We start from the raw sequence: 23772 nt of genomic DNA on the forward strand, positions 1-23772 counted from the left end.
CAATAAACATTCATGGTGCTATGTCGTACCCTTACCAGATCAAGACTATAGAAGATTATCAACAGGCTTATCAGCAGAGTGTAATAGACCCGGAAGGCTTCTGGGCCAATGTGGCAGACCACTTCCTGTGGCGCCGCAAGTGGGACAAAGTACTGGACTGGAACTTCAAGGACCCTGAAATCAAATGGTTCTCCGGTGCTAAAATGAATATTACCGAGAACTGTCTGGACCGCCACCTCGGCACCCTCGGCAACTCCCCGGCCATTATCTGGGAACCCAACGACCCGGAAGAACGCCATCGCATCATCACCTATCGTGACTTGTTCAACAAAGTATGCCAGTTCGCCAACGTACTGAAAAACAACGGCGTTAAAAAAGGCGACCGTGTTTGTATTTATATGGGTATGATCCCTGAACTGGCGATCGCTGTACTGGCCTGCGCCCGCATTGGCGCCGTCCACTCCGTGGTGTTCGGCGGTTTCAGCGCCCAGTCCATCGCCGACAGGATCCAGGACGCACAAGCCAGCCTCGTCATCACCTGCGACGGCGCTTACCGCGGCAATAAAGACATCCCCCTGAAGTCCGTGATCGACGACGCCCTCATGGCCTGTCCCACGGTAAAAAAAGTGATCGTATGCACCCGTACCCGCACTCCGGTGAGCATGCTCAAAGGAAGAGACGTATGGTGGGAAGATGAAATCAAACAGGTGGAAACCATGGGCAACCCTCCCTGCGCGGCGGAAGAAATGGACGCGGAAGACATGCTCTTCATCCTGTACACTTCCGGCTCTACCGGCAAACCCAAAGGTGTAGTACACACCTGCGGCGGCTACATGGTATATGCCAACTACTCTTTCGTGAACACCTTCCAGTACCAGCCCGGCGAAGTATTTTTCTGTACTGCCGACATCGGCTGGATCACTGGTCACAGCTATATCGTATACGGCCCCCTCAGCGCCGGCGCCACCACCCTCATGTTTGAAGGTGTGCCCACCTACCCGGATGCCGGCCGCCTCTGGGAAATCGTCGACAAATTCCGTGTTGACACCCTGTATACCGCCCCCACCGCCATCCGCAGCCTGATGGGCTATGGCCTCGGCCCTGTCAACCACAAAGACCTCAGCTCGCTCAAAAAGCTGGGTTCCGTCGGTGAACCGATCAACGAAGAAGCATGGCACTGGTTTAAAGACAATATCGGTAAAGGCCGCTGCCCCATCGTAGACACCTGGTGGCAGACAGAAACCGGCGGTATCATGATCACCCCCATCGCCGGCATCACCAAAGAGAAACCAGGCTTCGCCACCCTACCGCTGCCAGGCGTACAACCTATCCTGGTAGACGAAAACGGCCAGGAAATAAAAGGCAACGGCGTTAATGGTAACCTCTGCATCAAATTCCCGTGGCCCGGCATGCTCCGTACTACCTACGGCGATCATGAACGCTTTCGCAAAACATACTTCTCCACTTACGAGAACCTGTACTTCACCGGCGACGGCTGTCAACGCGACGAAGACGGCTACTACCGCATCACCGGCCGCGTGGACGACGTACTCAACGTAAGCGGCCACCGTATCGGCACCGCTGAAGTGGAAAATGCGATCAATATGCACGCCGGCGTCATCGAAAGCGCCATAGTAGGTTATCCGCATGATATCAAAGGACAGGGCATCTATGCTTATGTGATCATGGAAAGAATGTCACATGAACCGGAACTGACCAAAAAAGATATCGCTCAAACCGTTTCCCGCATTATCGGCCCCATCGCCAAACCGGATAAAATCCAGTTTGTAAGCGGCCTGCCCAAAACACGCTCCGGTAAGATCATGCGTCGCATCCTGCGCAAAATCGCGGAAAACGACCTCGACAACCTCGGCGATACCTCTACCCTCCTCGATCCGGCTGTGGTAGATGAAATCAAGAAAGGCAAGCTGTAAATCATTTACGGATTTTTTGATTTTGATATTTGGTTATTTAAAATGCAGCGGAGATCACATGATATTGTATGATCTTCGCTGCATTTTAAATATCAAAATCAAAAAATCACAAATCCGTAAATCCCATGCGGCGTTTCTTCAAAAGAGCCCTTTATACCCTGCTGTTCTTCGTGCTGGTGTTCAACTGCATTGTGGCTTTCCATGCCTATAAATTCACCCACTTCTCAGAAAATAACCGCCACCGGAACAAGCGGCCGGAGGAAATGAACATCGGGGAAAAACTCAACATGATCTTCTTCGGCGTGCGGCTCTCCAAATCCATTACCAGCGCAAAGCCCAACATCCCGTACGATACCGTGCTGCTGCTCACTGCCAACGGATTACATCTCGAAGGCTGGTGGATGCCGGTACCAAAGCCCAAAGGCACCGTCCTCCTTTTCCACGGCTATGGCGGCAATAAAGGCTCGCACCTGCCGGAAGCTTACTGGTTCCGCCAGCTGGGATACAATACTTTCCTGGTAGACTTCCGGGCCCATGGCAACAGTGACGGCACCACCTGCACCATCGGCTATAAAGAAGCAGAAGATGTGAAGCTGGCATGGGACTACGCAAGGTCCCGTTGCGACAAGCCTATCGCTCTCTGGGGCATGAGCATGGGCGCGGCTGCCATCATGAAAGCAGTGCCGGAATATCACCTCACACCGCAGAAAATTATCCTCGAATCCCCATTCGCCACCCTCCTAGATGCGGTGAAAAGCCGCATGCGGGCCGTACACCTGCCGGCTACGCCGTTCTCCCAGCTGCTTACCTTCTGGGGCGGCCTGGAACTGGGTTTCTGGGGCTTTGATCATAACCCGCAGGACTATGCCCGCCGGATAAAGGTGCCGGTACTCTACTGCTGGGGCCAGCAGGACATCAGGGTTACACCCGATGAAACACAGCGCGTATTCCGCCAACTGGCCACTCCGCAAAAACAACTGCATATTTTTAAAGACGCCGGGCATCAGTCCTTCTGCCAGAAAGACGGCTCCGTATGGAAACAGCTGGTAAAGGAATTTATGGCACAATAAAAAAGCGCGCACCATCCGAGTGGAGCGCGCTCTTCACAGGATCTGACCCGCCGTATATATTGGAGTCATGGTACAGTATTGAACCTGTACCACTAGATGCCGTACACAATGGTTGCAGTATAAAGTTACTTACTTGTGCTGCCATTGGAAAACACCTGCTGTCTCCACAAAAACCTTTCCTTTTTATCGGCGTATCACCACCGGTGTGCCTACTTTAACAATTTCATATAATTCGTTCACGTCCCCGTTTTTCATGCTCACACAGCCCAGCGTCCAGTTGATGCGGCTGTCCACGTAATTGTCGCGGATACCGGCACCATATTCCACACCGTGTATCCCGATACCGCCGCCCATACTTGCTCCCTGCGACAAGCTGCCGTCGCTTTGCCGCTGAAAAAATTTCTGTTTCGAATCTTCATTCGGGTAATCCAGCAACATAAAACGGCTCCATCGATTGTCCATGCGTTTGGTCTGAATACGGAAGGTTCCTTCCGGTGTTTTGCGATCGCCTTCCACCAGCTTGTCTCCCTGGTCTTTGTTGCCAAAAACCACTTTGTAAATTTTGCGCAATGTTACATCTTCATACAGATACATCCGGTAATCACTTTTGTCTACCAGGAGGAAAATCTTGTCCGGATTGATATTGCCGGGAGTCAGCCGTACACTGTACAGATCAGCGCTGCTCCCAACAAACCCGGACAACGGCATCAGCAACAGTAGCACTGCGTATCCGTAAATTCGATACATTTTCATAGGGCGATTAAATAATCCTGATAACGCCACAGGATAATTATTTATTGCAGTAAAATAAAAAAAGCGCAGCATACAAACAGGCTGTATGCTGCGCTGGTATTCCTTCTATGTAATATTAATAACCAAAAATGTCTTCGAGAGAAAGTGTTTTCACCTCACCGATTTTTTTCAGATCGTCCATGCTGACTTTCTTTCCGGAAGCCACCACACAGTATGTGTAAGGTTTGTGGGCGATGTTGGTATCGTGGAATTTCTTCACATCATCGAAATTCATTTTATCAATCGACTCATACACCTGTTTGCGGATGTCTGTGCTAAGGCCCAGTTTCTGCGCAGCCAGATAGCTGAAGATGATGCCATCATTGGTGATGCGTTCTGTTTCTATATCCTGCTTCATAGACTCCTTGGCGGTTTCCAGCAGTTTATCTGAACGGGGAATATCGTTCAGCAGATCATTCATTCCCTTGATAGCCTCATTCATTTTATCTGCCTGGCTGCCTACATAAGCTATCTGGGAATAACGCTCTCCTTTTTTATCCGGAGAAACAAACATAGCGTAGGTAGAGTAAGCCAGCGCTTTAGATTCGCGGATAGTCTGGAATACGATAGAACCCATACCGCCGCCAAAGTAGTTATTGAACAGGGTAATGATACCGGTATTGGCAGGGTCATACACCGATTCATTGCCTACCCAGTTAACTTCTGTCTGCACCATATCGTAATCGGCAAACAGTACCTGGTTGGCTGACTGCGTGGTTTTGCTGAACTTCACAGCAGCGGGCGCTTCCTTAAAGCTGGCAGGCAGCGTATGCAGTTTCTGCACATCAGCAGCGGCAGTAGCCAGCGGTTGAGGGCCGTAGTAAATGATGGTGTGTTTGTAGGAAGGCAGTTCATGCAGCAGATTTGTCAGCTCCGTAGCGGTAACGCCATCGAGATCTGCCTGGCTCAGCTGATTGTTGAACGGATTGTTGGCGCCATACATGGCGTAATTGATCACCCCTTTCATGATGGCAGACTTGTTCAGTTTGGCATCCGCGCGGGATTTCTGCAACCTGCCTTTCAGTGCGGCCAGCGCTTCTTCGTTAGGCTTACAGTTTGTCAGTATGTGTTCGAACAGGGAAACCGCTTTGTCGAAATTTTCCTGTAACCCGGTAATGGTGATGGTGGTATTGTCTGTGGAAGTGGCTACGCTGAAGTTGCACGCGATATTGTAAAACTCCTTGCTGATCTGTTCGGAAGTGTACTTGTCTGTCCCGAGGAATTGCAGGTACTGTGCCGCCAGCGGCAGTTTCTTGTTATTCCAGGAGCCCATGTCGAAATGATAGTACAGACGGAACAGGCCATTATCCTTGTTCTGCACGTACATCATGTTGGTATTGCCTACCGGAGCAGTCTGGATATCTTTTTCGTAATCCAGCCATTGCGGTTTCACCGGGGTAGCCGGGATGGTCGCCACTTTCTGCAGGAAAGCGGATTGTGCTTCACGGTTCACTTCCACCGGGGTGATAGCTGGTTTCTCTACTTTCTCAATGTTTTTATCCTCGCCTTTGCGTTTGTACACCGCTACATAGTTGTCAGCGAGATATTTATTGGCGTAGTCTACGATCTGCTTTTTAGTGACTTTGCCCATGTCGTCCACGTAAGACACATCAAGTGCCCAGTTGGCGCCACGACTTTTGATGAAAGCGTCCATGATGGAAGTCGCGCGGTTGTTGTTGCTTTCCAGTCCTTGCAGTTCAGCCAGTTTGAAGTTGTTGACGATCGCTTTTACCAGTGACTCGTCAAACGTTCCTTTCTTCAGGATGTCCAGTTGCCCCAGGAGGAGGTTTTTCACGTCATCCAGGCTCTGGCCTTGTTTGGCTGTACCGGACAGCATCAGTACGGAGTAGTCTTTCAGTGCCAGCACCTGTGCGCCGGCGTTCAGGACTTTTTGCTGTTTGTTGAGGTTCAGGTCCAGCAGGCCGGCTTTACCGTTCTGCAGAATGCTGGAGAGTACGCCGAGGATCAGGCTGGACCGGGTGTCGAGTGCGCCGGGCACACGGAAAGCCAGATTAATGCTTTCAGCGTCGGGGCCAAACACTTCTTTCACCACAGGTGCTTTGAAAGGTGCTTCCGGAGCGGGTTTATATTCTTTTACAGGTTTAGCTTTCATGTAACCGAACTGCTGATCGATGGTTTTGATCACATAATCCGGATCAAAGTCGCCCGCCATTACGATGGCCATATTGTTGGGCACATACCAGGTATTGTAGAAATCGCGGATAACCTTCAGGTTGGGGTTCTTCAGGTGTTCTACCGTACCGATGGTAGATTGCTGGCCGTAGTTATGCGTAGGGAACAGGGCCGCCAGCATGGTTTCGTATATCTTGCGGCCGTCGTTGTCCAGGCCGCGGTTTTTCTCCTCGTATACTGCCTCCAGCTCTGTGTGGAAGAGGCGGAATACGGGAGTACGGAATCTTTCCGCCTGTACGGTCAGGTATTTATCAATAGCATTGGAAGGGATGTCTTCTTCATAGATGGTTTCTTCCACCCAGGTATGTGCGTTGGTGCCCTGAGCGCCCATGCCGGTCATCATCTTATCGTATTCGTTGGCGATCGCATATTTAGCAGCGATGCCGGATACGCTGTCTATCTGGTGATACACTGTTTTACGGGCGGCGGGGTCTGTTGTTTTATTGTATTTGTCGTACAGGTTCTCGATCTGGTCGATATAGGGCTTTTCCTTGGCCCAGTCGAGCGAACCATACTGTTGGGTACCTTTAAAGAGCAGGTGTTCCAGGTAGTGGGCCAGGCCGGTATGATCTTTCGGGTCGTTGTTGCTACCGGCGCGGGTACCAATCAGGGTCTGGATTCTGGGTTCTTTTTTATTGACGCTCAAAATAACGGTCAGCCCGTTTTTCAGCGTATAGAAGCGGGCTTTCATGGGGTCGTCCGTTACATACCGGTAGGAATAACCGCCGGAAGTAGCTTCTTTCCACTGAAATTTGCCCTGAGCGAAGGCTGTTGGCAGGCTTCCTGCAAACAGCAACAGCGATACAGCGAGTTTACGCAGTTTCATAGAAATCTGTTAGGTTGGTTTGAAAATAGTCTCCAAATATAACGGAAGGGGAAAAATTACGGCAGTTTAGCAGCGGATAATTCTATGAGTGGTAACACAAGACAAGCTTCAACCGATTGAAAACCGGCAGGGGCAACAAGACAATAAATCTATTTATTTATTGATTATTAGGGAGTTAAGTTGTTCATTAAGAAGGCGGCACGTTTTCCCAGCACGAGGCTGTTCCACATAGAATCCGCCTGAACGACAGCAGTATAGTGCTTCCTGGCTGTTGTTGGCCGTGCGGCTGGTTTATGAACGGTGGTCATTCGTTTTACCGAAGCGGTCACTACTTTTTGCGGAGCAACTACAGGAATGTTGCTGAAAGAAGGTACATCTACGGGGAGCTGCCGGTCGGCACCAGAGACTCCCGATACATTCACACCTAGTAGACGTTTATCACAGGAATGCACCCACGCAATACAACCAATGCACGCCAGCAGGGCGACAAAAGAACGCATAGATAGAATTTTGGTCAGGTCAAAAAATTTAGAAACCGTTTAACCGCAACCCAACAGAAAACGGATACTGCTGCAAACCGTAATCATGCAAAGGCGTAAGGGCGAAGTTACCGTACAGCTTCACCGGGCCATAACCCAATTCGCTGGTAAGTCCGAAACGCCATTTGTTAAGGTTGAAATCATCGGTCTTCCTCACTTTTCCTCTCTCCTCACTGATCTGTTTGGTTCTGGATTTGATCAGATAACCACCAGAGACACCAAAGCTCGCCTGAAACGCGCGATTCGGGCGGGCCGGGTTAGAATTAAAGTTCAGCATCACCGGGATGGAGATATATTCAGCAAACAGCTTGTTTTTTGAAAACTCTACTGTATCCCTGATTATTCTCGTGGCATAACCCGGCTGGTAAGTGATATTCCGGGCATACCTGAAATTATTCATTTCCAATCCCAAAGCATATAACAAGTTAAGTTTGTGTTTTGTTATATTAAGCCTTTGTTGAAACAACCAGATATTAAAATTGATCGATTTTCCGGTAACAAGTTTAAATTCCGCCGGTGTTAGTGGCTCGCTGCCTTCCCTTGGCGCAAAAGTGGAGAGTCCGACCGCGGAGTAATCATACGCCTTGGCGGCGGGCATAGCGCCGTTATAGAAGCCGCTCGTATTGGGATAATAAGCGATATAGCTGGCGCCGCCGTATTCGCTTCTGTCGATGTAATTATTAAATCCTATATCGAAGACAAACCACCTGGTGTGCAGGTTTTTCTTCAGCCGGGCCCTTGCATAGGCGGTATCGCTGTATACTTTGTAGGTATTGCGTCCTTTTTCGTTCTTTCCTTTGATCAGGATCAGCCCCTTTATCCAGAAAGTGTCCGGAACCGGAGCTGCCGCAGGTGCTGCAGCCACATTGGCCTGATGGCTGGTGTCAACGTTTTGCCCCTGCGCCCATCCTATACACAATACCAATATAAAACAGAGTAAAACTTTATGCTTCATAATTATTTATTCCTTTTACGGGAGAAAAATTTAGCAACGTTGGTGACCTTGTCCAGGATGCGGCTGTCACTTCCGCTGACAGACAGGATCAGCTCCCCTTTCACAGCGGCAGGAGCCGGAGCGGCAGCCACGGGGGCGGGCGCCTTGGCTGGCATGGCCGGCATGTTGGCTGCAATAACGGCTTCCTTAGCGTGCCCCGCAGCAGGGGTATTATCTGCCGGAGCGGCTGCTGCCAGCGTTGTATTCTGCTGCAGGTGTTTTTCCACCACTTCGTCCGAAGTGTTGCGCGGAGAAGGCAGGGCGGAAATTACCGGTGCATCGGCGGTTGCGGCCGCTGAGGCTACTGCGTTATTATTTTGCGGTTGTTGAGGGGCGGGTGTGGTGGGGATAACTTTAGCCCGGGCTGTTTCCTTTTTGCGGGAAGAGGCGGTGCGGCTGGCCGGCATATGCGCTGCTTCCGGGCGGGCAGCTTCCGCGTAGGGGGCTGCCGGCGTTTCCGTTTTTTCCGGGGCCGGAGCGGGAACAGCAGCCGTTTCCGGTTGACCGGCCTGTGGGGTCATTGCTTCCTTCGTCACCGTACCGGCTATGGGCTGACTGTTATGACGGTCACCCGCGGGCAACAGCCAGATCAGCAACCCTGTCAGTACCGCGGCGGCGGTAGCTCCCCACCAGTAAGCCGCCATTCTGACGGTTTTACGGGAAGTGCGGTACAGGCTGGCCTTGTTGGCGAATACCACAGTGGTATCCGGCTCCAGTTTCACCACCTGCAGCAGCGCCATCTCCTTTTGCGCTTCGGGATGTTCCCGAAGCCAGGATTTCAGGCGGACAGTGTCTTCAGCAGGCAGTTCTCCGTCCACATAGCTCAGCATCATCGATTCATAGGCTTCAGTGGCGGCGGCGGGCGTATGACGGTACAAGGCTGCCTTCTGATCAAATACGACCTGTTCGTCCGGTACCACGCAGGCACCTTTCAGCAGCTCCAACTCGGCCCGTATATGAGGATGTTGTTGCAGGAACTGTTCCAGCGCGGCTTGTTCCGCGTCGTCCAGTTCGTTATCCACATAACTGAGCAGGTAAGATTCGTAATTCGATATGTCGATCTCTACAGCCAAAAATTATTTATTATTAACTTATTAACAATTATAAATATTTATATCACGTTTTCCATCTTTACCAGATAATTTTTTAAATGTATCCTGGCCCGATGGAGGTAAACCTTTACCTGGGAGGGGTTGAGCTGCATGATTTCGCCTATTTCCTCATAGCTGTAACCTTCATAATCTTTCAGCAGCACCAGTGACCGCTGCACCTCACTCAGATTAGCCAACGCCCTGGCAATCACCTCTTTGGCATTGTTGATCTTATGGTCCGCCACTTTCATCTCGTCCTTGAACTCGTCTACCAGTGTCACCCGCTTTGTCTTACGTACATGATCGATCATATTATGGTACGCCACTGTAAACAGGTACGATTTTGCCTTTTCAAAAGGCACGTCCTGGCAGTGCTTCCACAATATTTCGAATGCGTTCTGTACTACGTCCCTGGCATCTTCCGCGTGGTCCAGGTTTTTGATAATAAAGCGGAATATATTGTCCGAATACAGATCCACACATTTATTGTACTCCTTTTCCGTCATTCCGGTGGTGCGGGATTTTAGTGCTAAGTTCCGACTTTTACTTTAATACCTATCATGGTCACCATCCGCCTACCCACACCTAAATCATCAGCTTACACCGCTTTTTTCCGGTTTGCACAGCAGGAACAGTTTATATAAAACTGATCATCAACCCATTATCCAGCACATTATTTTTGTATCTCTCTTTCTCAGGTCAAATTCACAGTTTTCCACTACATGGCATCTTTAATCGTGATAGTATTATGACGGAGTGCTGCCGTTAAATGTTACACCTTGGTCAAACTTTTTACCCTCCGCGCCGTTAACTGTGGATGCGACAGAGATTCGTAATACTTTTATTGCCTATAACTTTGCAAAAGCGTTATAATTAAATATTGTACTTACTATGAATAAGAAGTTTACGTCCCGCTTACGGGAAGAACTGGAGGAAATCAACAAAGCCGGTCTGTATAAGAGAGAGCGTATCATTACATCTGAGCAGGGAGCTGAAATACAGGTTGGCGGTAAGACGGTCATAAATTTTTGCGCCAATAACTATCTGGGACTGTCTTCTCATCCGGCTGTGGTGAAAGCGGCCAAAGATGCCATCGACACCCATGGCTACGGTATGAGCAGCGTCCGCTTTATCTGCGGCACCCAGGACATTCACCGGGAACTGGAAGAAAAAATCTCCAAATTCCTTGGCACGGAAGACACCATCCTGTACGTAGCCGCCTTCGACGCCAACGGTGGCGTGTTCGAGCCACTGTTCGGCGAACAGGACGCCATCATCTCCGATGCCCTGAACCATGCTTCCATCATCGACGGGGTGCGTTTGTGCAAAGCCAAACGTTTCCGTTATGAACATAACGACATGGCTGACCTGGAAGCCAAACTGAAAGAGGCCCAGGACTGCCGCAGCCGTATTATCGTAACAGACGGCTCCTTCAGCATGGACGGTACGATTGCCCAGCTGGACAAGATCTGCGACCTGGCGGATAAATACGACGCCATCGTAATGTCCGACGAAAGCCACTCTTCCGGTTTCCTTGGCAAAACAGGCCGTGGCACCCACGAATACCGCAACGTCATGGGCCGGGTAGACATCATCACCGGTACGCTGGGCAAAGCGCTCGGCGGCGCTTCCGGCGGCTTCACCAGCGGCCCGAAAGAAGTGATCGATATCCTGCGTCAGCGCAGCCGTCCTTACCTGTTCTCCAACTCCGTGGCTCCCAGCATCGTAGGCGCTTCCATCGCCGTTCTCGACATGCTGAGCGAAACCACTGAGCTGCGCGACAAACTGGAATACAACACCCGCTATTTCCGCACGAAAATGACCGAAGCCGGCTTCGATATCAAACCCGGCGACCACCCGATTGTGCCGGTTATGCTGTACGACGCCGTACTGAGCCAGCAAATGGCGGAAAAACTGCTGGCAGAAGGCATCTACGTGATCGGCTTTTTCTTCCCGGTAGTGCCCAAAGGCCAGGCCCGTATCCGTGTACAGCTCAGCGCCGCCCACGAACAGGCCCATCTCGATAAAGCTATAGCCGCCTTCACCAAAATAGGTAAGGAACTGGGCGTGATTAAATAATTACGGATTACGGATTACGAATTACGAATGGAGGGCTCCCTTTTGGAAAGGTTATTAAGTAACCGACCTGTAAGGGAGCCCTCCATTCGTAATTCGTAATTCGTAATTCGTAATTGGATCCGTAATTTCGCACCTGACTATTTACTAAATCATGATACTGATGAAACGATTTGGCTGGATGTTATCAGCACTGTGCCTTTTCATGGCCGCCTGCGCACCGAACAACGTTAAGGAAGAAAAAGGCTGGGAGAAATATTTCACCGAGTACAAGGTGGAAGGCACTTTTATGCTATTCAACAACGCACAGGGCACCTTCAAAGTGTATAACCTGGACCGCGCCAAAGAACGTTTCCTGCCGGCTTCCACCTTCAAGATCTTTAACTCGCTGGTGGGCCTGCAGACCGGTGTAATCACCGATACCGGCATGGTAATCCCCTGGGATGGTGTTACCCGCAAATACCCGGCATGGAACCAGGACCTGAGCATGCAGCAGGCGTTTAAAGTATCTGCCGTTCCCTATTTCCAGGAAGTGGCACGCCGCATCGGCAAAACCAATATGCAGCTATGGCTGGACTCCGTTAAATACGGCAACATGAAAATGAGCCGTGTGGATACTTTCTGGCTCGACAACTCCCTGCAGATCTCCGCAGACGAAGAGCTGGGTTTTGTCAAAAAACTGTATTTCGATCAGTTGCCCTTCGCCAAAACCAATATGCAAACAGTGCGCGACGTGATGCTGATGGAAAAAACCCCAAAATACGAGCTTTCCTATAAAACCGGCTGGGGCACCGCCGGCGCTAAACAAATTGGCTGGATCGTAGGCTGGGTGGAAGAAAACAGACACCCCTCCTTCTTTGTCCTGAACATTGAAACAGAAGATCCCAACTTTGACATGGTCAAAAACCGGATGGCTATTCTCCGTAATATCCTCACCGAAGCCGGCTATTTCAAAGGAGAAATGTAGTTATTAGGGTATTTTATTATTTGTTTATTGGGTTATTGGGTTATTGGATTTACGGATTTTGGAATTTTGGAATTTTGGAATTTAAAAATACTGCGAAGATTACGCCCGGATACCTGATGCCAGGTCCCGGCGTCCTGTAGCAGGCTCTCCACTGCGTTTTAAATTCCAAAATCCCAAAATCCGTAAATCAAATAACTAAATACTAAAATGTTAAAATATTAAAATGCCCTGTTCCCGCTCTTGTAATACGTGACAAAAAAATTATTTTTGAGATCTTGCCAACCGCAAGCGATCTTAAAACTGCATATGTTACGTTTTCAGCATAGTGAATATTTGTGGGCACTGACGTTGTTACTGGTATTGCAGCTGGCTTTCCTGGGAGTATCCTGGTGGAAACGCCGCTCCATACGCCGTATAGGTGATCCGGCCCTCGTGGAAAAACTGTTTGCCGGCTATTCCCGTAAACTGTTTGTATTCAAGTTTCTCCTGATTTTCCTGGCCTTTTTCTTCGGTGTGCTGGGACTTGCCAACCTCCAGAAAGGCAGCCGCATGGAGAAAATCACCCGGAAGGGCGTAGATGTGGTGATAGCGCTCGATGTGAGTAAAAGTATGCTGGCCAACGACATCCAGCCCGACAGGCTCACCCGCGCCAAACAACTCATCAGCAAACTAATGGACAAGCTGAACAACGATCGCGTAGGCCTCGTGGTGTTTGCCGGCAATGCTTACCTGCAGATGCCGCTTACCATCGATTATTCCGCCGCTAAAATGTACCTGAGCACCGTCTCCCCGGAGATGATCCCCACACAGGGCACCGCTATCGGACAGGCCATCCAGGTGGCCGACGACGCTTTCAACAAAAAAGAACGTAAACACAAAGCACTGGTAGTCATCTCCGATGGGGAAGACCATGACGAAACCGCGCTGCAAAAAACCAGGACCGCTTTCGATAACGGCGTGGTTACCAATACCATCGGTATCGGTTCTGTAGCCGGCTCCCCGCTTCCCGACCCGGAAACAGGCAGCTATAAAAAAGACCGGGAAGGTAATACCGTGATTTCCAAACTCAACGAAAATGAGCTCAAAGGAATCGCCGCTGCAGGAAAAGGTATCTATCAACACCTGGACAACAATACGGACGATGTGGTGAATTCGCTGGTCAGCAAGATCGACAGCATGGAGCAGAAAGAATTCGGCGAAAATGTATTCACAGACTATAACAGCTATTTCCAATATTTCCTGGGCATCTGCCTGGCGTTACTGCTGATTGAATTTTTCATACCGGAAGTGCGCCTGCCACGCGAGCCCCGGGAAACGGCCGTAGCCTAATTTCAACAGATCATGAACATTACTTTTATAAAACAGGGTTGCTTTATGGCTGCATTGCTGCTTACCGGCGTTACCGCGCTGGCGCAGAACGGCACCAATAAGTTTATCCGAAAAGGCAATGAACTGTATCAGAAGCAGCTGTTCAGCGACGCAGAGGCCAACTATAAGAAAGCCCTGGAGCAAAATGCCCAATCAGCCGTAGGCAGTTATAACCTGGGCAATTCCCTCTATCAGCAGAAAAGATTTGACGACGCCCGCACCCAATATGCCAACAGCCTGAAAACAGCCGACAACAGCCGGATGAAAGCGGAAGCGGATTACAACATCGGCAACACTTTTATGGAAGCCAAAAAGTGGGAAGAGAGCATCAAGTCCTACAAGCAGGCACTGAAAATCAACCCGGCCGATGAAGATGCCCGCTACAACCTCGCCTACGCGCAGGCGATGCTGAAAAAACAACAGCAGGACAACAAGGACAATAAAGACAACAAGGATAAAAACAAAGACAAGAACAAGGACAAGAACAAAGATCAGCATAAAGACCAGAACAAGGACCAGCAGGATAACGACAAAAAAGATCAGAATAAAGACCAGCAGGACAAAGACAAAGACAAAAACAAAGACCAGAACAAAGACAAAGACCAGCAGGAACAGCAGAAACCGGAACCACAGCCCAGCAAAATGAACAAACAGGAAGCAGAAAGGCTGTTACAGGCATTGTCCCAGGAAGAAAAGAAACTGCAGGACAAAGCCAGGAAAATGAAAGGGCAACCGGTACCTGTGGAGAAAGACTGGTAATCTTCCCGTATACGCAGTAAACAGTAAAATCCGGCAGCATCGACGATACTGCCGGATTTTTTTATCATAAAAAAACCGGAACATGATTATTCCGGCCATTTTACCTAAACCTACAACAGTTACGCATGGTAACAGTACTTTTTGCCAGTAATAAGGTAAGGGGAAGATGTTCGCCGCCTGACTGGTTACTCTTTACCTATTTGCCAGCCTAATGGTCTTGTATTCATCTTACATTTCCGGCAAACACCTCCCCGAACTTTAAAACACACTTATTTTTAAGCAGTGCGCTTTCACGGCTGCTGGTATTTATTTGTTTTATCGCTGGCATTGACCAGAGGGCTTCCCGCCCATCCGGTCCCCTGTCTTGATTGGGTGACGGGAAGACTTACAGCACAGTTAACATTTTTAGCATCCTTGCATGATTTCCGGTTCAACGTCAGCGGGTATATAACAATTCAATACACAAAACTAAGTGCAGACGGAACAATCTACTAGGACAATTCAGCTATTAACTTGGACTATTTGAACATTATGTCCCGGAAGTCCTGGGGAGAGATGCCGGCGTTGTTTTTAAAAAACCGGCTGAAATAGGCAGGATCCTCAAAACCAAGCTCATAGCAGATTTCCTTTACGCTCTTGTGGCTGAAGGCCAGATTTCGTTTGGCTTCCAGGACAATGCGGTCGTGCAGCAGTTCCGTGACGGTACGGCCGGTGGTTTCTTTCGTGATTTCATTCAACCGCTTGGGTGTCAGCGCAAAAGCGTTGGCGTAGAAGGCCACCTGATGTTCACGGGCATAATGTTTTTCCAGCAGGCGGCGGAGCTGGACCACCCGGGAATCGTGATGGAGCGGCCGCATGGTATCGGTAGCGTTGCGCTTTTTCTCTCTTTCCGCCAGCAACAGGAAGGCGTTGAGGTAATGTTTGACGATGCTGCGGCTGTTGGTGCCCGGCGAGCGGTGTTCCCGGCTCATCAGGTCTACCAGCCCCAGCAGTGCCGGGGCGGTGTTTTCACCGATATGGATCGGGCCGTAGCCGTGCCAGTTATCGAACAGGTTGGAAAAATCGTACAGCGTTTCTTTGTCGTGTTTATTGGCAAAATAAAAGCGTTCGGTGAAGAAAATCACATGGCCTTCCCGCTCACAGTCCAGCTGATGCACCTGTCCGGGCCTCAGCAGGAACAACATATTGTCTTCCATTTCATACCACACAAAATCGACCATATGCCGGCCTTTGGCTTTGGTAAACCATAAGATCTGGAAATGGTGATGCCGGTGTGGCTGGTGGGTGAAATCAGTAGCAGCCATCCCCAGTGGGGTGATGTTGAACTGTGATTTCAGCGGCCATTCCTGATAGGGGATGTCCAGACTTTTATTATTCGACATAAGTAGTTCAAATTTAAGCGAATGGCTTCCTTTTGACGGCACCGTTCGTGGAATTTAATGTAGCTTTAAGGTGTGGGCTAATTGCCCTCCAGGTTTATTAACTTTGCACCTGCAGAAAACAAAAACGTATGCAGCTTTATTGCAACTCATTAACAGAATATAAGCGACTGGCCACCCTGGAAGTAAAGGTAGGTGATCTTCTCATTGGCAACTTCAACCCTATCCGCATCCAGACGATGACCACCACCGACACCATGGACACCGCCGGCACCGTAGCCCAGGCCATCCGTTGTATCGAAGCGGGGGCTGAGCTGGTCCGCATTACCGCCCCCAGCAAAAAGGAGGCGGAGAACCTGTTGCTCATCAAAAACGAACTTCGTCGCCAGGGTTACCACACACCGCTGGTAGCAGATATACACTTTACGCCCAATGCAGCCGAAATTGCGGCCCGCATCGTGGAAAAAGTCAGGATCAACCCCGGTAACTACATCGATAAAAAGAAGTTTGAAACCATCGAGTATACCGATGCCGAATACCTGGAGGAAATAGACCGTATCCGGGAACGTTTCACGCCGTTGGTGAGCATCTGTAAGGAATACGGTACCGCCATGCGTATCGGCACCAACCACGGCTCCCTGAGCGACCGTATCATGAGCCGCTACGGTGATACGCCCATGGGCATGGTGGAAAGCGCCATGGAATTCCTGCGTATCGCGGAAGACCTGCAGTACCGTAACATCGTACTGAGCATGAAAGCCAGCAACCCACAGGTGATGGTACAGGCATACCGACTGCTGGTGCAAACCATGCACCAGGAGCTGGGTCACTGCTACCCGCTGCACCTCGGTGTTACAGAAGCCGGCGACGGGGAAGACGGCCGTATCAAATCCGCCATCGGTATCGGCACCCTGCTGGAAGACGGCGTGGGCGACACCATCCGGGTGTCCCTGACAGAAGACCCGGAGTTCGAACTGCCCGTATGCCGAGACATCGTAAAACGCTACAGCGGCGCCCGTACGGAAAAACCAGCTACTTCCCGTCCGCTGGACACGCTTCCCTATTCCCCGTTCTCCTACAAACGCAGGGAAAGCACCGCCGTAGACAATACCGGCGACAAACAGGTGCCCGTAGTAGTGGCAGACTACCGCAGCCTGGCCACTATACAACCTTCGGACCTTAACGCGATCGGCTATACGTACGATGAACCCTCCGATAAATGGAACATCGCCGATGCCGCCGCCGACTATATTTACACCGGTACACAGGTGCCCTCCTTTGCCCTTCCCGGCACGTTGCAGGTAGTGGCAGATGCCAGCCTGTGGCAGACGCTGGCCGACAAAGCCGCTTACATACCGTATTTCAGCACGCGCGCCTACCTGGACGCCGTGGCAGCCGGACAAACCGGTAAAAAGAACTTCGTGGCCGTTGATGCAGACGATCTCGATACCGCCGATATCAATGACCTGCTGAAACAGCTGGGACAGCCCGCTGCCACCGGCGCCGTTGTCCTGGCCGTTCATGCTACCGGCAGCAACGCCATGGCCAGTATTAGAAGATTCTTCATCCTGCTGACAGCCCAACAGCTGACGGTACCAGTGATCATCCACAGCGTGAGTCCGCAGGCCACCGCAGACGAACACCTGATCCATCATGCCACGGAAGCCGGCGCCCTCCTGCTGGACGGCTTCGGCGACGGCCTCTGGCTGACCAACCAGGACCAGGCACCGGCGCAGGCAGCCCTGCTCAACAATATCGCTTTCGGTATCCTTCAGGCTACCCGCACCCGTATCTCCAAAACGGAGTATATCTCCTGCCCTTCCTGCGGCCGCACGCTGTTTGACCTCCAGGAAACCACGGCGCGCATCAGGGCGGTCACCCATCACCTGAAAGGCGTGAAAATCGCTATCATGGGCTGTATCGTCAACGGACCGGGAGAAATGGCTGATGCCGACTTCGGCTATGTGGGCAGCGGTGTCGGAAAAATCACCCTGTATAAAGGCAAAGAGGTGGTAAAACGCGGCCTGAACAGCGACGTGGCCGTGGACGAACTGATCAGCCTGATCCGTGAAAACGGCATGTGGGTGGACAAGAACTGATTATTAAATGTAGCTTAAAAATAAGGGCAGGCACGTTTATCATGTATAAAAAGCTTAATTTTTGGTAAAACATTTCTTATGAAAAAGTTGCTTACAGGTGTGCTGGCGATGTTCATGGGCTTCACTGTTGCCATGGCGCAGGCCCCTGCCACCACCCAAAAAGAAGCTAAAACCAAAGTAAAAACAGAGCAAAAGGCAGCTAAGAAAGAAGCCGCCACCGCTAAGAAAGATGCCGGTCAACCTGCTGCCCAGGCTTCACCTGCAGCCAAAACAGCGCACCTTACCAAAAGCGGAGCTCCTGACAAACGTTTCAAAGAAAATAAAGGCGCCTCTGAAACAGCAGGACCGAAAAAGAAAGACGGCACTCCTGACATGCGCTACAAATCAAATAATCCTGGCGCAGGCAAGAAAAAAGCCTGATCCATAACATCTCTTCCCATAAGGATTAAGCCGCCTCCCGTGGTTTAATCCTTATTTTTTTACCTTTAGCCCCGACAACCAACAACTGCCCTCTAAAAACCTTACTTTTATTACATGTTCGATTTCAGACTCAAAGTATTTCATACCGTTGCGAAGAGGCTCAGTTTCACCAAGGCCGCAGAAGAATTATACATTTCCCAGCCAGCCGTCACCAAACATATTCATGAGCTGGAGCAACAGCTGGGCATGGCCCTGTTTGAAAGGATCGGCAACCGTATCAAGCTTACCCGCGCCGGCCAGCTGGTGATGCATCACGCCGAAATTATTTTTACAGACTACCGCAACCTGGAGTATGAAATCAACCAGCTGAAACACACGCAGGGCGGACTGCTTGCCATTGGCGCCAGCACCACCATTGCACAATACCTCATTCCCCCGTTGCTGGCCAAATTCAACCAGCGTTACCCGGACGTGAAAACGTCGCTTACCAGTGGTAATACGGAGCAGATAGAACAGGCGCTTTTCGAAAAGAGTATTTTACTGGGTATTATCGAAGGCAGTTCCAAAAATCCGCTGCTGAAATATGTTGAGTTTGCCCGCGATGAAATAGTGCTCATCGGAAACCCACAGCATGCCTACGGCAGCGGCGAGCCGCTTACCGCCGCCGAGTTGCGGAACATTCCCCTGCTCATGCGGGAACACGGCTCCGGCACACTGGAGGTGATCACCGATGAGCTGAAGCGGCTGAAACTGAAAATTACTGACCTGAACGTAGCCATGTACATGGGCAGCACGGAGAGCATCAAATCCTACCTGCACCATTCCTCCTGCGCGGCATTTATCTCTTTGCAGGCGGTACAGCGGGAAGTGGAAGCCGGCGAGTTTGTAGTGCTTCCCATTAAAAATTTCAAGCTGATCAGGAAACTTCACTTTACCTATCTGCAAGGGCTGCAGGACAAGCTGGCGCAGCTTTTCATCAAGTTTGCGCGCCAGCACATGACTCCCTGATTATAACAGGAAATCTTTTTCCAGCAGTTGCCAGCGAAGCATGTTGTCCTGCATGCCGGTTTGCCGCATGCCCAGGCGCTGCAATACTTTCCGGGACGCGCTATTATCCACTGCACATTCAGCTTCGATACTTTTTACGAACGGCTGTTGAAAGGCCCATGTAATTAATGCTGTGGCAGCTTCCTGCATATAACCCTGCTTACGGTATGGTGGCAGCAGCGAGTAGCCTATTTCCACCATCCCGTTTTCGTCGGGGCGGCCTTTAAAGCCGATGTTTCCCAATACGGTTTTGTCTGTTGCGGATACGATCGCCCATAATAACCAGGGGAATGATTTGGGATCATGTTGTAATAGTTCAATCAGGTGCGGCAACAGCTCTTTCAGTTCAGACATAGGCCATTCCGGCGGAATGTCGGCATTCAGCAGTGTGACCGCCTGCGGGTCCTGCAGATAAATCGCTGTGATCAGCGGCAGGCGGCAGGGACATACCAGTAAACGGGATGTAGTCAGGGGTAACATATTCGGATGATTAAAGAAAAAATATCAGGAAACAGCTACGGTTTATGCAGCTGCAGCTGAGACATATCGAGTTCTTCACCGGCTTTCAGGGCATGAATCTGCAGCCGTTCCTGGTCCTGCGTGAGTTCTTTCAGTCGTTGAGGCGTGCCCGTGAGCGCCGGCATCGTACCGTAATGACAGGGGATCACATGTTTTACTTTCAGCAGGCGGATGGCGGCCGCAGCTTCGAGCGGTCCCATGGTAAAACGGTCGCCGATCGGCAGGATCGCTATGTCCGGTTCATAGATTTCTCCCAGCAGGGCCATATCGCCGAAAACGGAAGTATCTCCGGAATAATACACTGAGACATCGTCGCTCATCCAGATGATAAAGCCGTTGGCCGCGTGGGTATAACCTATTTTTCCGTCCGGCAGCCATACCTGTGCAAAGTGGAAGGCGTTGGTCATGGTGACTTTTGTTTGCAGGATGGAGACGGTCCCGCCGGCGTTCATCTGTTCGAATACATGTTCCGGCACGCCCTGTTCCTGCAGGAACAGCCGGACGATAGGATTGGCGATCACTTTAGGGGAGTGGGACCGGATCAGGTCAATGATTTTACTGTCCAGGTGGTCCCTGTGGCCGTGGGTGATCAGGATCAGGTCAATTTGTTCCGGGATGGTGTAATCGGCCGGCAGCGCCGGGTTACCGGTAAACCAGGGGTCTACGAGAATGATATGGCCTTCCGGTGTTGTAAGCTGAAAACTGGCATGGCCAAGAAACTTGATGTTGGAATGCTGCGTGCTCATATTCATCTGGTTTTTTAACCTTATCTAAATATACTATTATCTATGAACACCGGTAAATGAAAAATCCTGCCCGGAGATGGCCGGGCAGGATGTCTTTTTGTATAAAACGATAAAAATTATTTCCGCTGTAAAGTGTAGATGATGGAGGCTGTTTTACCTTCGAAATTTACATTGGCTCTCCATGTCATGGAGCTGCCGGCTTCTGTACATTCCATCAGGTAGCCGTCTGCTACGTTTTTAGCTTTTACGCCGGAGTACAATTTTTTGAAACCGAACATGGTAACATTTCCCTGTTTGCTGAGTGTCCAGACAATTTTTTGTGTGGCCGGGCTGCAGCCGTCTGCAGTGGAGGATAATGTATAGGAACCATTTGCATTATTGTCTGGCAATACCCACTGGCTGCCAATAAAGCATTTGGCATTGGCCTCGTCAAAAACGGTTACTTTGGCGTTTTCGGGAATACCTTCATAACGGATGTCTGTCAGTACCCAGTTGCCTTTTACGGCACCTTTGTTAATGTTGGTAGTTACGCCCTGTTTGGGAGAGCAGGAAGTACCCAGGATTGCGACCAGAGCCAAAAACAATGCTGCGAATGATAAATTTTTCATGGAATAATAATTTGTATGTTTTAATGCCTTCTCTGCATTCAACAGCTGTACTGCAATAAGGTTTAAACAGCCTGAATACTGCGGCAAGTTCAGCATTTACAAGAAACGTACCAAATGAATATGCGAAAGGCTAGCGGCCGGCCGGCAAAAGGGCTTCTGCCGGGGTTTTGAGCCGGATCAATACTTCCTCCAGCTGATTGGTCCGTTTGAAGAGGTACCAGGTACTGGCCGCCAGCGACATGGTCAATACGCAGAGGGCCAGGAATGCGCAGCGCCACCAGATGCTGACGGTGATCTGACGGTTCCATCCGGGCCTGATATTGATGTAAACGGGATCTTGCGGCGGCTGTTGCCCGCCCTGGCCGTTATCTTGTTTGAAGTAGTATTCCTGGTGCTTATGGCGCCGGGCGCCTTCCATGATTTTGTCTTTCAGCTGAACGGGCGGGGGTACGGCTTCAGCCATGATATTGTTTTCGATGCGCAGTTCAGCTGCAGCTATTTCCTGTTCCAGTATAGGATGCAGCCTTCTCATGTACGTTAGCTCCCTCTCCTGCTCAGGTGTGGCAAGGCCGAGTAAATAACGTTCAATTACTCCACTGTCAATATAGTTTTTTAAGTCCAAAGCAATGATTTAAAAAACCGCATACCCATCAAACATGATTGATAAACAAAATATCTACGAACCGGAACGGCCGGTTGGATTGTAAAATTGAGAAAATAATTTAAATAACGGCTTGCCACAGGTTATATTATATATAAAAATTATTTGCTTTTTGCTCATGTATAAGCACTGTAGCAGCAGGGACTTCTTCCTGTTTTTCTTTCTCCTGACGGTATTTCAGGTAATAGAATATGGCAAAAAAGAGAAAGATTTTGGACAGGATAAAAATAATGATGAAGAATATTTTCCACCAGCGATGTACCGAGATATGGCTTCCGTCTTTTGGCTGGATGTTGATAAATGTATAGTTGGACTGTGCGTCTGCCTGGGCGCCGGCATACTCCCAGCGTACTTTCTGGAGTACCCGTTCCCGTATTTCCACCGGCGGCAGTACCGCTTCGTCGAAGCAGGCTTTTTCCAGCCGGCGTTCCGCCAGTTCCACCTCTGTGTCCAGTTCAGGAAACAGTTTTCTCATGTGTTCCAGCTCCTCCACCTCCGTTTCGGAAGCGAGGCCCAGCACATAAGACTCGATGATGCCGCTTTCGATATAAAATTTTAGTTCCAATGTTCTTTTAAGAATTTTCGGAAGGCTTTCATTGCTTCCCCCAGTATTTCATTTACCTGCCCTTCTGGTATGGCCAGCATACGGGCTATAGTTGTGATCGATAAACCTTTAAAATAACTCAGCCGGAATACCTGCTGTTCCGAAGCCGGTAGTAAGATATAGAACTGCTGCAGGATACCTTCTTCTTTCTTCATCAGCTCTGTCCCTGTGAGCGCCGTTTCCGGGATGGCTTCCTTAATGGCCAGCTCCCTCGTTTTACGTAATAACCAGGCAAATAAAGTGCGGAAGCCTGAAGAGTGGAACGCATTGATATGATGGAACGCCCACGCAAAAACCTTTACGATAACATCATTGGCCCTGTCTTTTACAGGCACCAATTGTAAGACAACTCCATACAGTGCCCCGGCGTATCGGTCATATAACAACTCTTTTGCCGCGGGATCACCTAACGTCAGTCGTTCTATAAGCATTTGCTCACTTATATGTGTCAGATCTCTCCGCAAACAGTTGTGCTTACATTTAAGCTTGCTAATTTATGAAATATGTACATTCAGCCGGCCGCGAGTTATTCACATTGAAAGCTGAAATGGACAACTTTTTACAACGTCATTTTGTACAGCCAGTATTGCTGCCCCAGTATCGGCTGCAGCTCTTTCATCAGCGCAAAGCCCAGCTCATCATACATTTTCCGGGCAGCCGGCATCATCGTGCTGGTATGGAGCCCCAGTATCTTTTCACCTGAACGCCGGGCTTCTTCGATAGCCAGCTCCATCAGCCGGCGGCCAATACCCATGCGGCGGAAGGCCGGGTCCACGCCCAAACGGCGGATATAGGCCCAGTCTGCCGGGTAGATAGCGGTAGCCTGGCCGGAAGGTACCAGGAACACCACGCCTACCAGTCTTTCGCCGGACCGGCATACGAAAGTTCCCGCCTGCTCCATCAGTGCCTTCAGGTTATCCATATCCGACTGGTTTTTATGCATGGCACGCCAGTATTCCGGCTCCATGACGGCGGCATACTCACCGTAACTTAACAGGGACAGATCGCGGATAGCCGCTGCATCTGCCGGGATAGCCATTTCGTAAACAAGTGTGTCCATTTGTTTTTCTGCGCTGGTGT

23 protein-coding genes are annotated in these 23772 nt (G+C 50.2%); 9 read left to right on the forward strand and 14 right to left on the reverse strand.

The annotated features are described in order from the left end of the window. Positions 1-20: 20 nt before the first annotated feature. Together acs and HF324_RS33045 are read left to right on the forward strand one after the other, a co-directional pair. The gene (gene acs / locus HF324_RS33040; protein WP_168808143.1) at positions 21-1934 is read left to right on the forward strand and encodes an acetate--CoA ligase; all 1914 of its coding nucleotides are present in this window, start codon (positions 21-23) and stop codon (positions 1932-1934) included. A gap of 125 nt (positions 1935-2059) precedes the next feature. Further along, the gene (locus HF324_RS33045; protein WP_168861687.1) at positions 2060-3004 is read left to right on the forward strand and encodes an alpha/beta hydrolase; all 945 of its coding nucleotides are present in this window, start codon (positions 2060-2062) and stop codon (positions 3002-3004) included. Positions 3005-3187: 183 nt separating this feature from the next. On the opposite strand, the gene HF324_RS33050 is transcribed toward HF324_RS33045, so the two are convergent. The 6 genes from HF324_RS33050 to HF324_RS33075 form a co-directional block, all read right to left on the reverse strand. Continuing rightward, a complete protein-coding gene (locus HF324_RS33050) occupies positions 3188-3757 on the reverse strand; it encodes a L,D-transpeptidase family protein (protein WP_168808147.1) in 570 nt (189 codons plus the stop codon). A gap of 115 nt (positions 3758-3872) precedes the next feature. Then, on the reverse strand, positions 3873-6815 hold the full coding sequence (locus HF324_RS33055; protein ID WP_168808148.1) for a M16 family metallopeptidase: 2943 nt from the start codon (positions 6813-6815) through the stop codon (positions 3873-3875). A 167-nt stretch (positions 6816-6982) separates the two neighbouring features. Further along, a complete protein-coding gene (locus tag HF324_RS33060) occupies positions 6983-7315 on the reverse strand; it encodes a hypothetical protein (protein WP_168808149.1) in 333 nt (110 codons plus the stop codon). 28 nt (positions 7316-7343) lie between these two features. Beyond that, positions 7344-8309, reverse strand: a complete 966-nt coding sequence (locus HF324_RS33065) for an outer membrane beta-barrel protein (protein ID WP_168808150.1) — start codon at positions 8307-8309, stop codon at positions 7344-7346. Positions 8310-8311: 2 nt separating this feature from the next. Then, on the reverse strand, positions 8312-9421 hold the full coding sequence (locus tag HF324_RS33070) for a hypothetical protein (protein ID WP_168861689.1): 1110 nt from the start codon (positions 9419-9421) through the stop codon (positions 8312-8314). A gap of 38 nt (positions 9422-9459) precedes the next feature. Beyond that, positions 9460-9945, reverse strand: a complete 486-nt coding sequence (locus tag HF324_RS33075; protein ID WP_168808153.1) for an RNA polymerase sigma factor — start codon at positions 9943-9945, stop codon at positions 9460-9462. Positions 9946-10330: 385 nt separating this feature from the next. Between HF324_RS33075 and kbl the strand changes: the two genes are divergently transcribed. The 4 genes from kbl (at position 10331) to HF324_RS33095 (ending at position 14609) form a co-directional block, all read left to right on the forward strand. Next, positions 10331-11518: a glycine C-acetyltransferase gene (gene kbl, locus HF324_RS33080; RefSeq protein ID WP_168808155.1), complete on the forward strand. Its 1188-nt coding sequence runs from the start codon at positions 10331-10333 to the stop codon at positions 11516-11518. Positions 11519-11678: 160 nt separating this feature from the next. Continuing rightward, on the forward strand, positions 11679-12482 hold the full coding sequence (blaOXA, locus tag HF324_RS33085; protein ID WP_168808157.1) for a class D beta-lactamase: 804 nt from the start codon (positions 11679-11681) through the stop codon (positions 12480-12482). 306 nt (positions 12483-12788) lie between these two features. Further along, a complete protein-coding gene (locus tag HF324_RS33090) occupies positions 12789-13811 on the forward strand; it encodes a VWA domain-containing protein (RefSeq protein WP_168808159.1) in 1023 nt (340 codons plus the stop codon). A 45-nt stretch (positions 13812-13856) separates the two neighbouring features. Continuing rightward, entirely contained in the window at positions 13857-14609 is a 753-nt protein-coding gene (locus HF324_RS33095; protein WP_168861690.1) for a tetratricopeptide repeat protein, read from the forward strand. Between the two features lie 518 nt (positions 14610-15127). Here HF324_RS33095 and HF324_RS33100 read toward each other — a convergent pair. Beyond that, entirely contained in the window at positions 15128-15991 is an 864-nt protein-coding gene (locus tag HF324_RS33100) for a helix-turn-helix domain-containing protein (RefSeq protein ID WP_168861691.1), read from the reverse strand. A 128-nt stretch (positions 15992-16119) separates the two neighbouring features. Here HF324_RS33100 and ispG point away from each other — a divergent pair, with 128 nt between their 5' ends. From ispG to HF324_RS33115, 3 genes are all read left to right on the forward strand, one after another. Next, positions 16120-18087, forward strand: coding sequence for a (E)-4-hydroxy-3-methylbut-2-enyl-diphosphate synthase (gene ispG, locus HF324_RS33105; RefSeq protein ID WP_168808165.1), 1968 nt, complete (start codon positions 16120-16122; stop codon positions 18085-18087). A 78-nt stretch (positions 18088-18165) separates the two neighbouring features. Beyond that, entirely contained in the window at positions 18166-18507 is a 342-nt protein-coding gene (locus HF324_RS33110; RefSeq protein WP_168808166.1) for a hypothetical protein, read from the forward strand. Between the two features lie 114 nt (positions 18508-18621). After that, positions 18622-19515 carry a LysR family transcriptional regulator gene (locus HF324_RS33115; RefSeq protein ID WP_168808168.1) on the forward strand — a complete coding sequence of 298 codons (894 nt, stop codon included), beginning with the start codon at positions 18622-18624 and terminating at the stop codon, positions 19513-19515. Here HF324_RS33115 and HF324_RS33120 read toward each other — a convergent pair whose 3' ends face one another. From HF324_RS33120 to HF324_RS33150, 7 genes are all read right to left on the reverse strand, one after another. Further along, positions 19516-20034 carry a GNAT family N-acetyltransferase gene (locus tag HF324_RS33120; protein WP_168808169.1) on the reverse strand — a complete coding sequence of 173 codons (519 nt, stop codon included), beginning with the start codon at positions 20032-20034 and terminating at the stop codon, positions 19516-19518. It lies immediately after the preceding gene. 35 nt (positions 20035-20069) lie between these two features. After that, positions 20070-20819, reverse strand: a complete 750-nt coding sequence (locus HF324_RS33125) for a metal-dependent hydrolase (RefSeq protein WP_168808170.1) — start codon at positions 20817-20819, stop codon at positions 20070-20072. A 116-nt stretch (positions 20820-20935) separates the two neighbouring features. Next, positions 20936-21427: a lipocalin family protein gene (locus HF324_RS33130; RefSeq protein WP_168808172.1), complete on the reverse strand. Its 492-nt coding sequence runs from the start codon at positions 21425-21427 to the stop codon at positions 20936-20938. Between the two features lie 130 nt (positions 21428-21557). After that, a complete protein-coding gene (locus HF324_RS33135; RefSeq protein ID WP_168808174.1) occupies positions 21558-22049 on the reverse strand; it encodes a hypothetical protein in 492 nt (163 codons plus the stop codon). A 127-nt stretch (positions 22050-22176) separates the two neighbouring features. Next, positions 22177-22653, reverse strand: coding sequence for a hypothetical protein (locus tag HF324_RS33140; RefSeq protein WP_168861692.1), 477 nt, complete (start codon positions 22651-22653; stop codon positions 22177-22179). After that, positions 22644-23123: an RNA polymerase sigma factor gene (locus HF324_RS33145; RefSeq protein ID WP_168861693.1), complete on the reverse strand. Its 480-nt coding sequence runs from the start codon at positions 23121-23123 to the stop codon at positions 22644-22646. The genes HF324_RS33140 and HF324_RS33145 overlap by 10 nt, the downstream gene beginning before the upstream one ends. A 128-nt stretch (positions 23124-23251) precedes the next feature. Beyond that, positions 23252-23752: a GNAT family N-acetyltransferase gene (locus tag HF324_RS33150; protein ID WP_168808180.1), complete on the reverse strand. Its 501-nt coding sequence runs from the start codon at positions 23750-23752 to the stop codon at positions 23252-23254. Between the last annotated feature and the right edge of the window lie 20 nt (positions 23753-23772).

This window comes from Chitinophaga oryzae, assembly GCF_012516375.2.
Classification (GTDB): Bacteria; Bacteroidota; Bacteroidia; order Chitinophagales; family Chitinophagaceae; genus Chitinophaga; species Chitinophaga oryzae.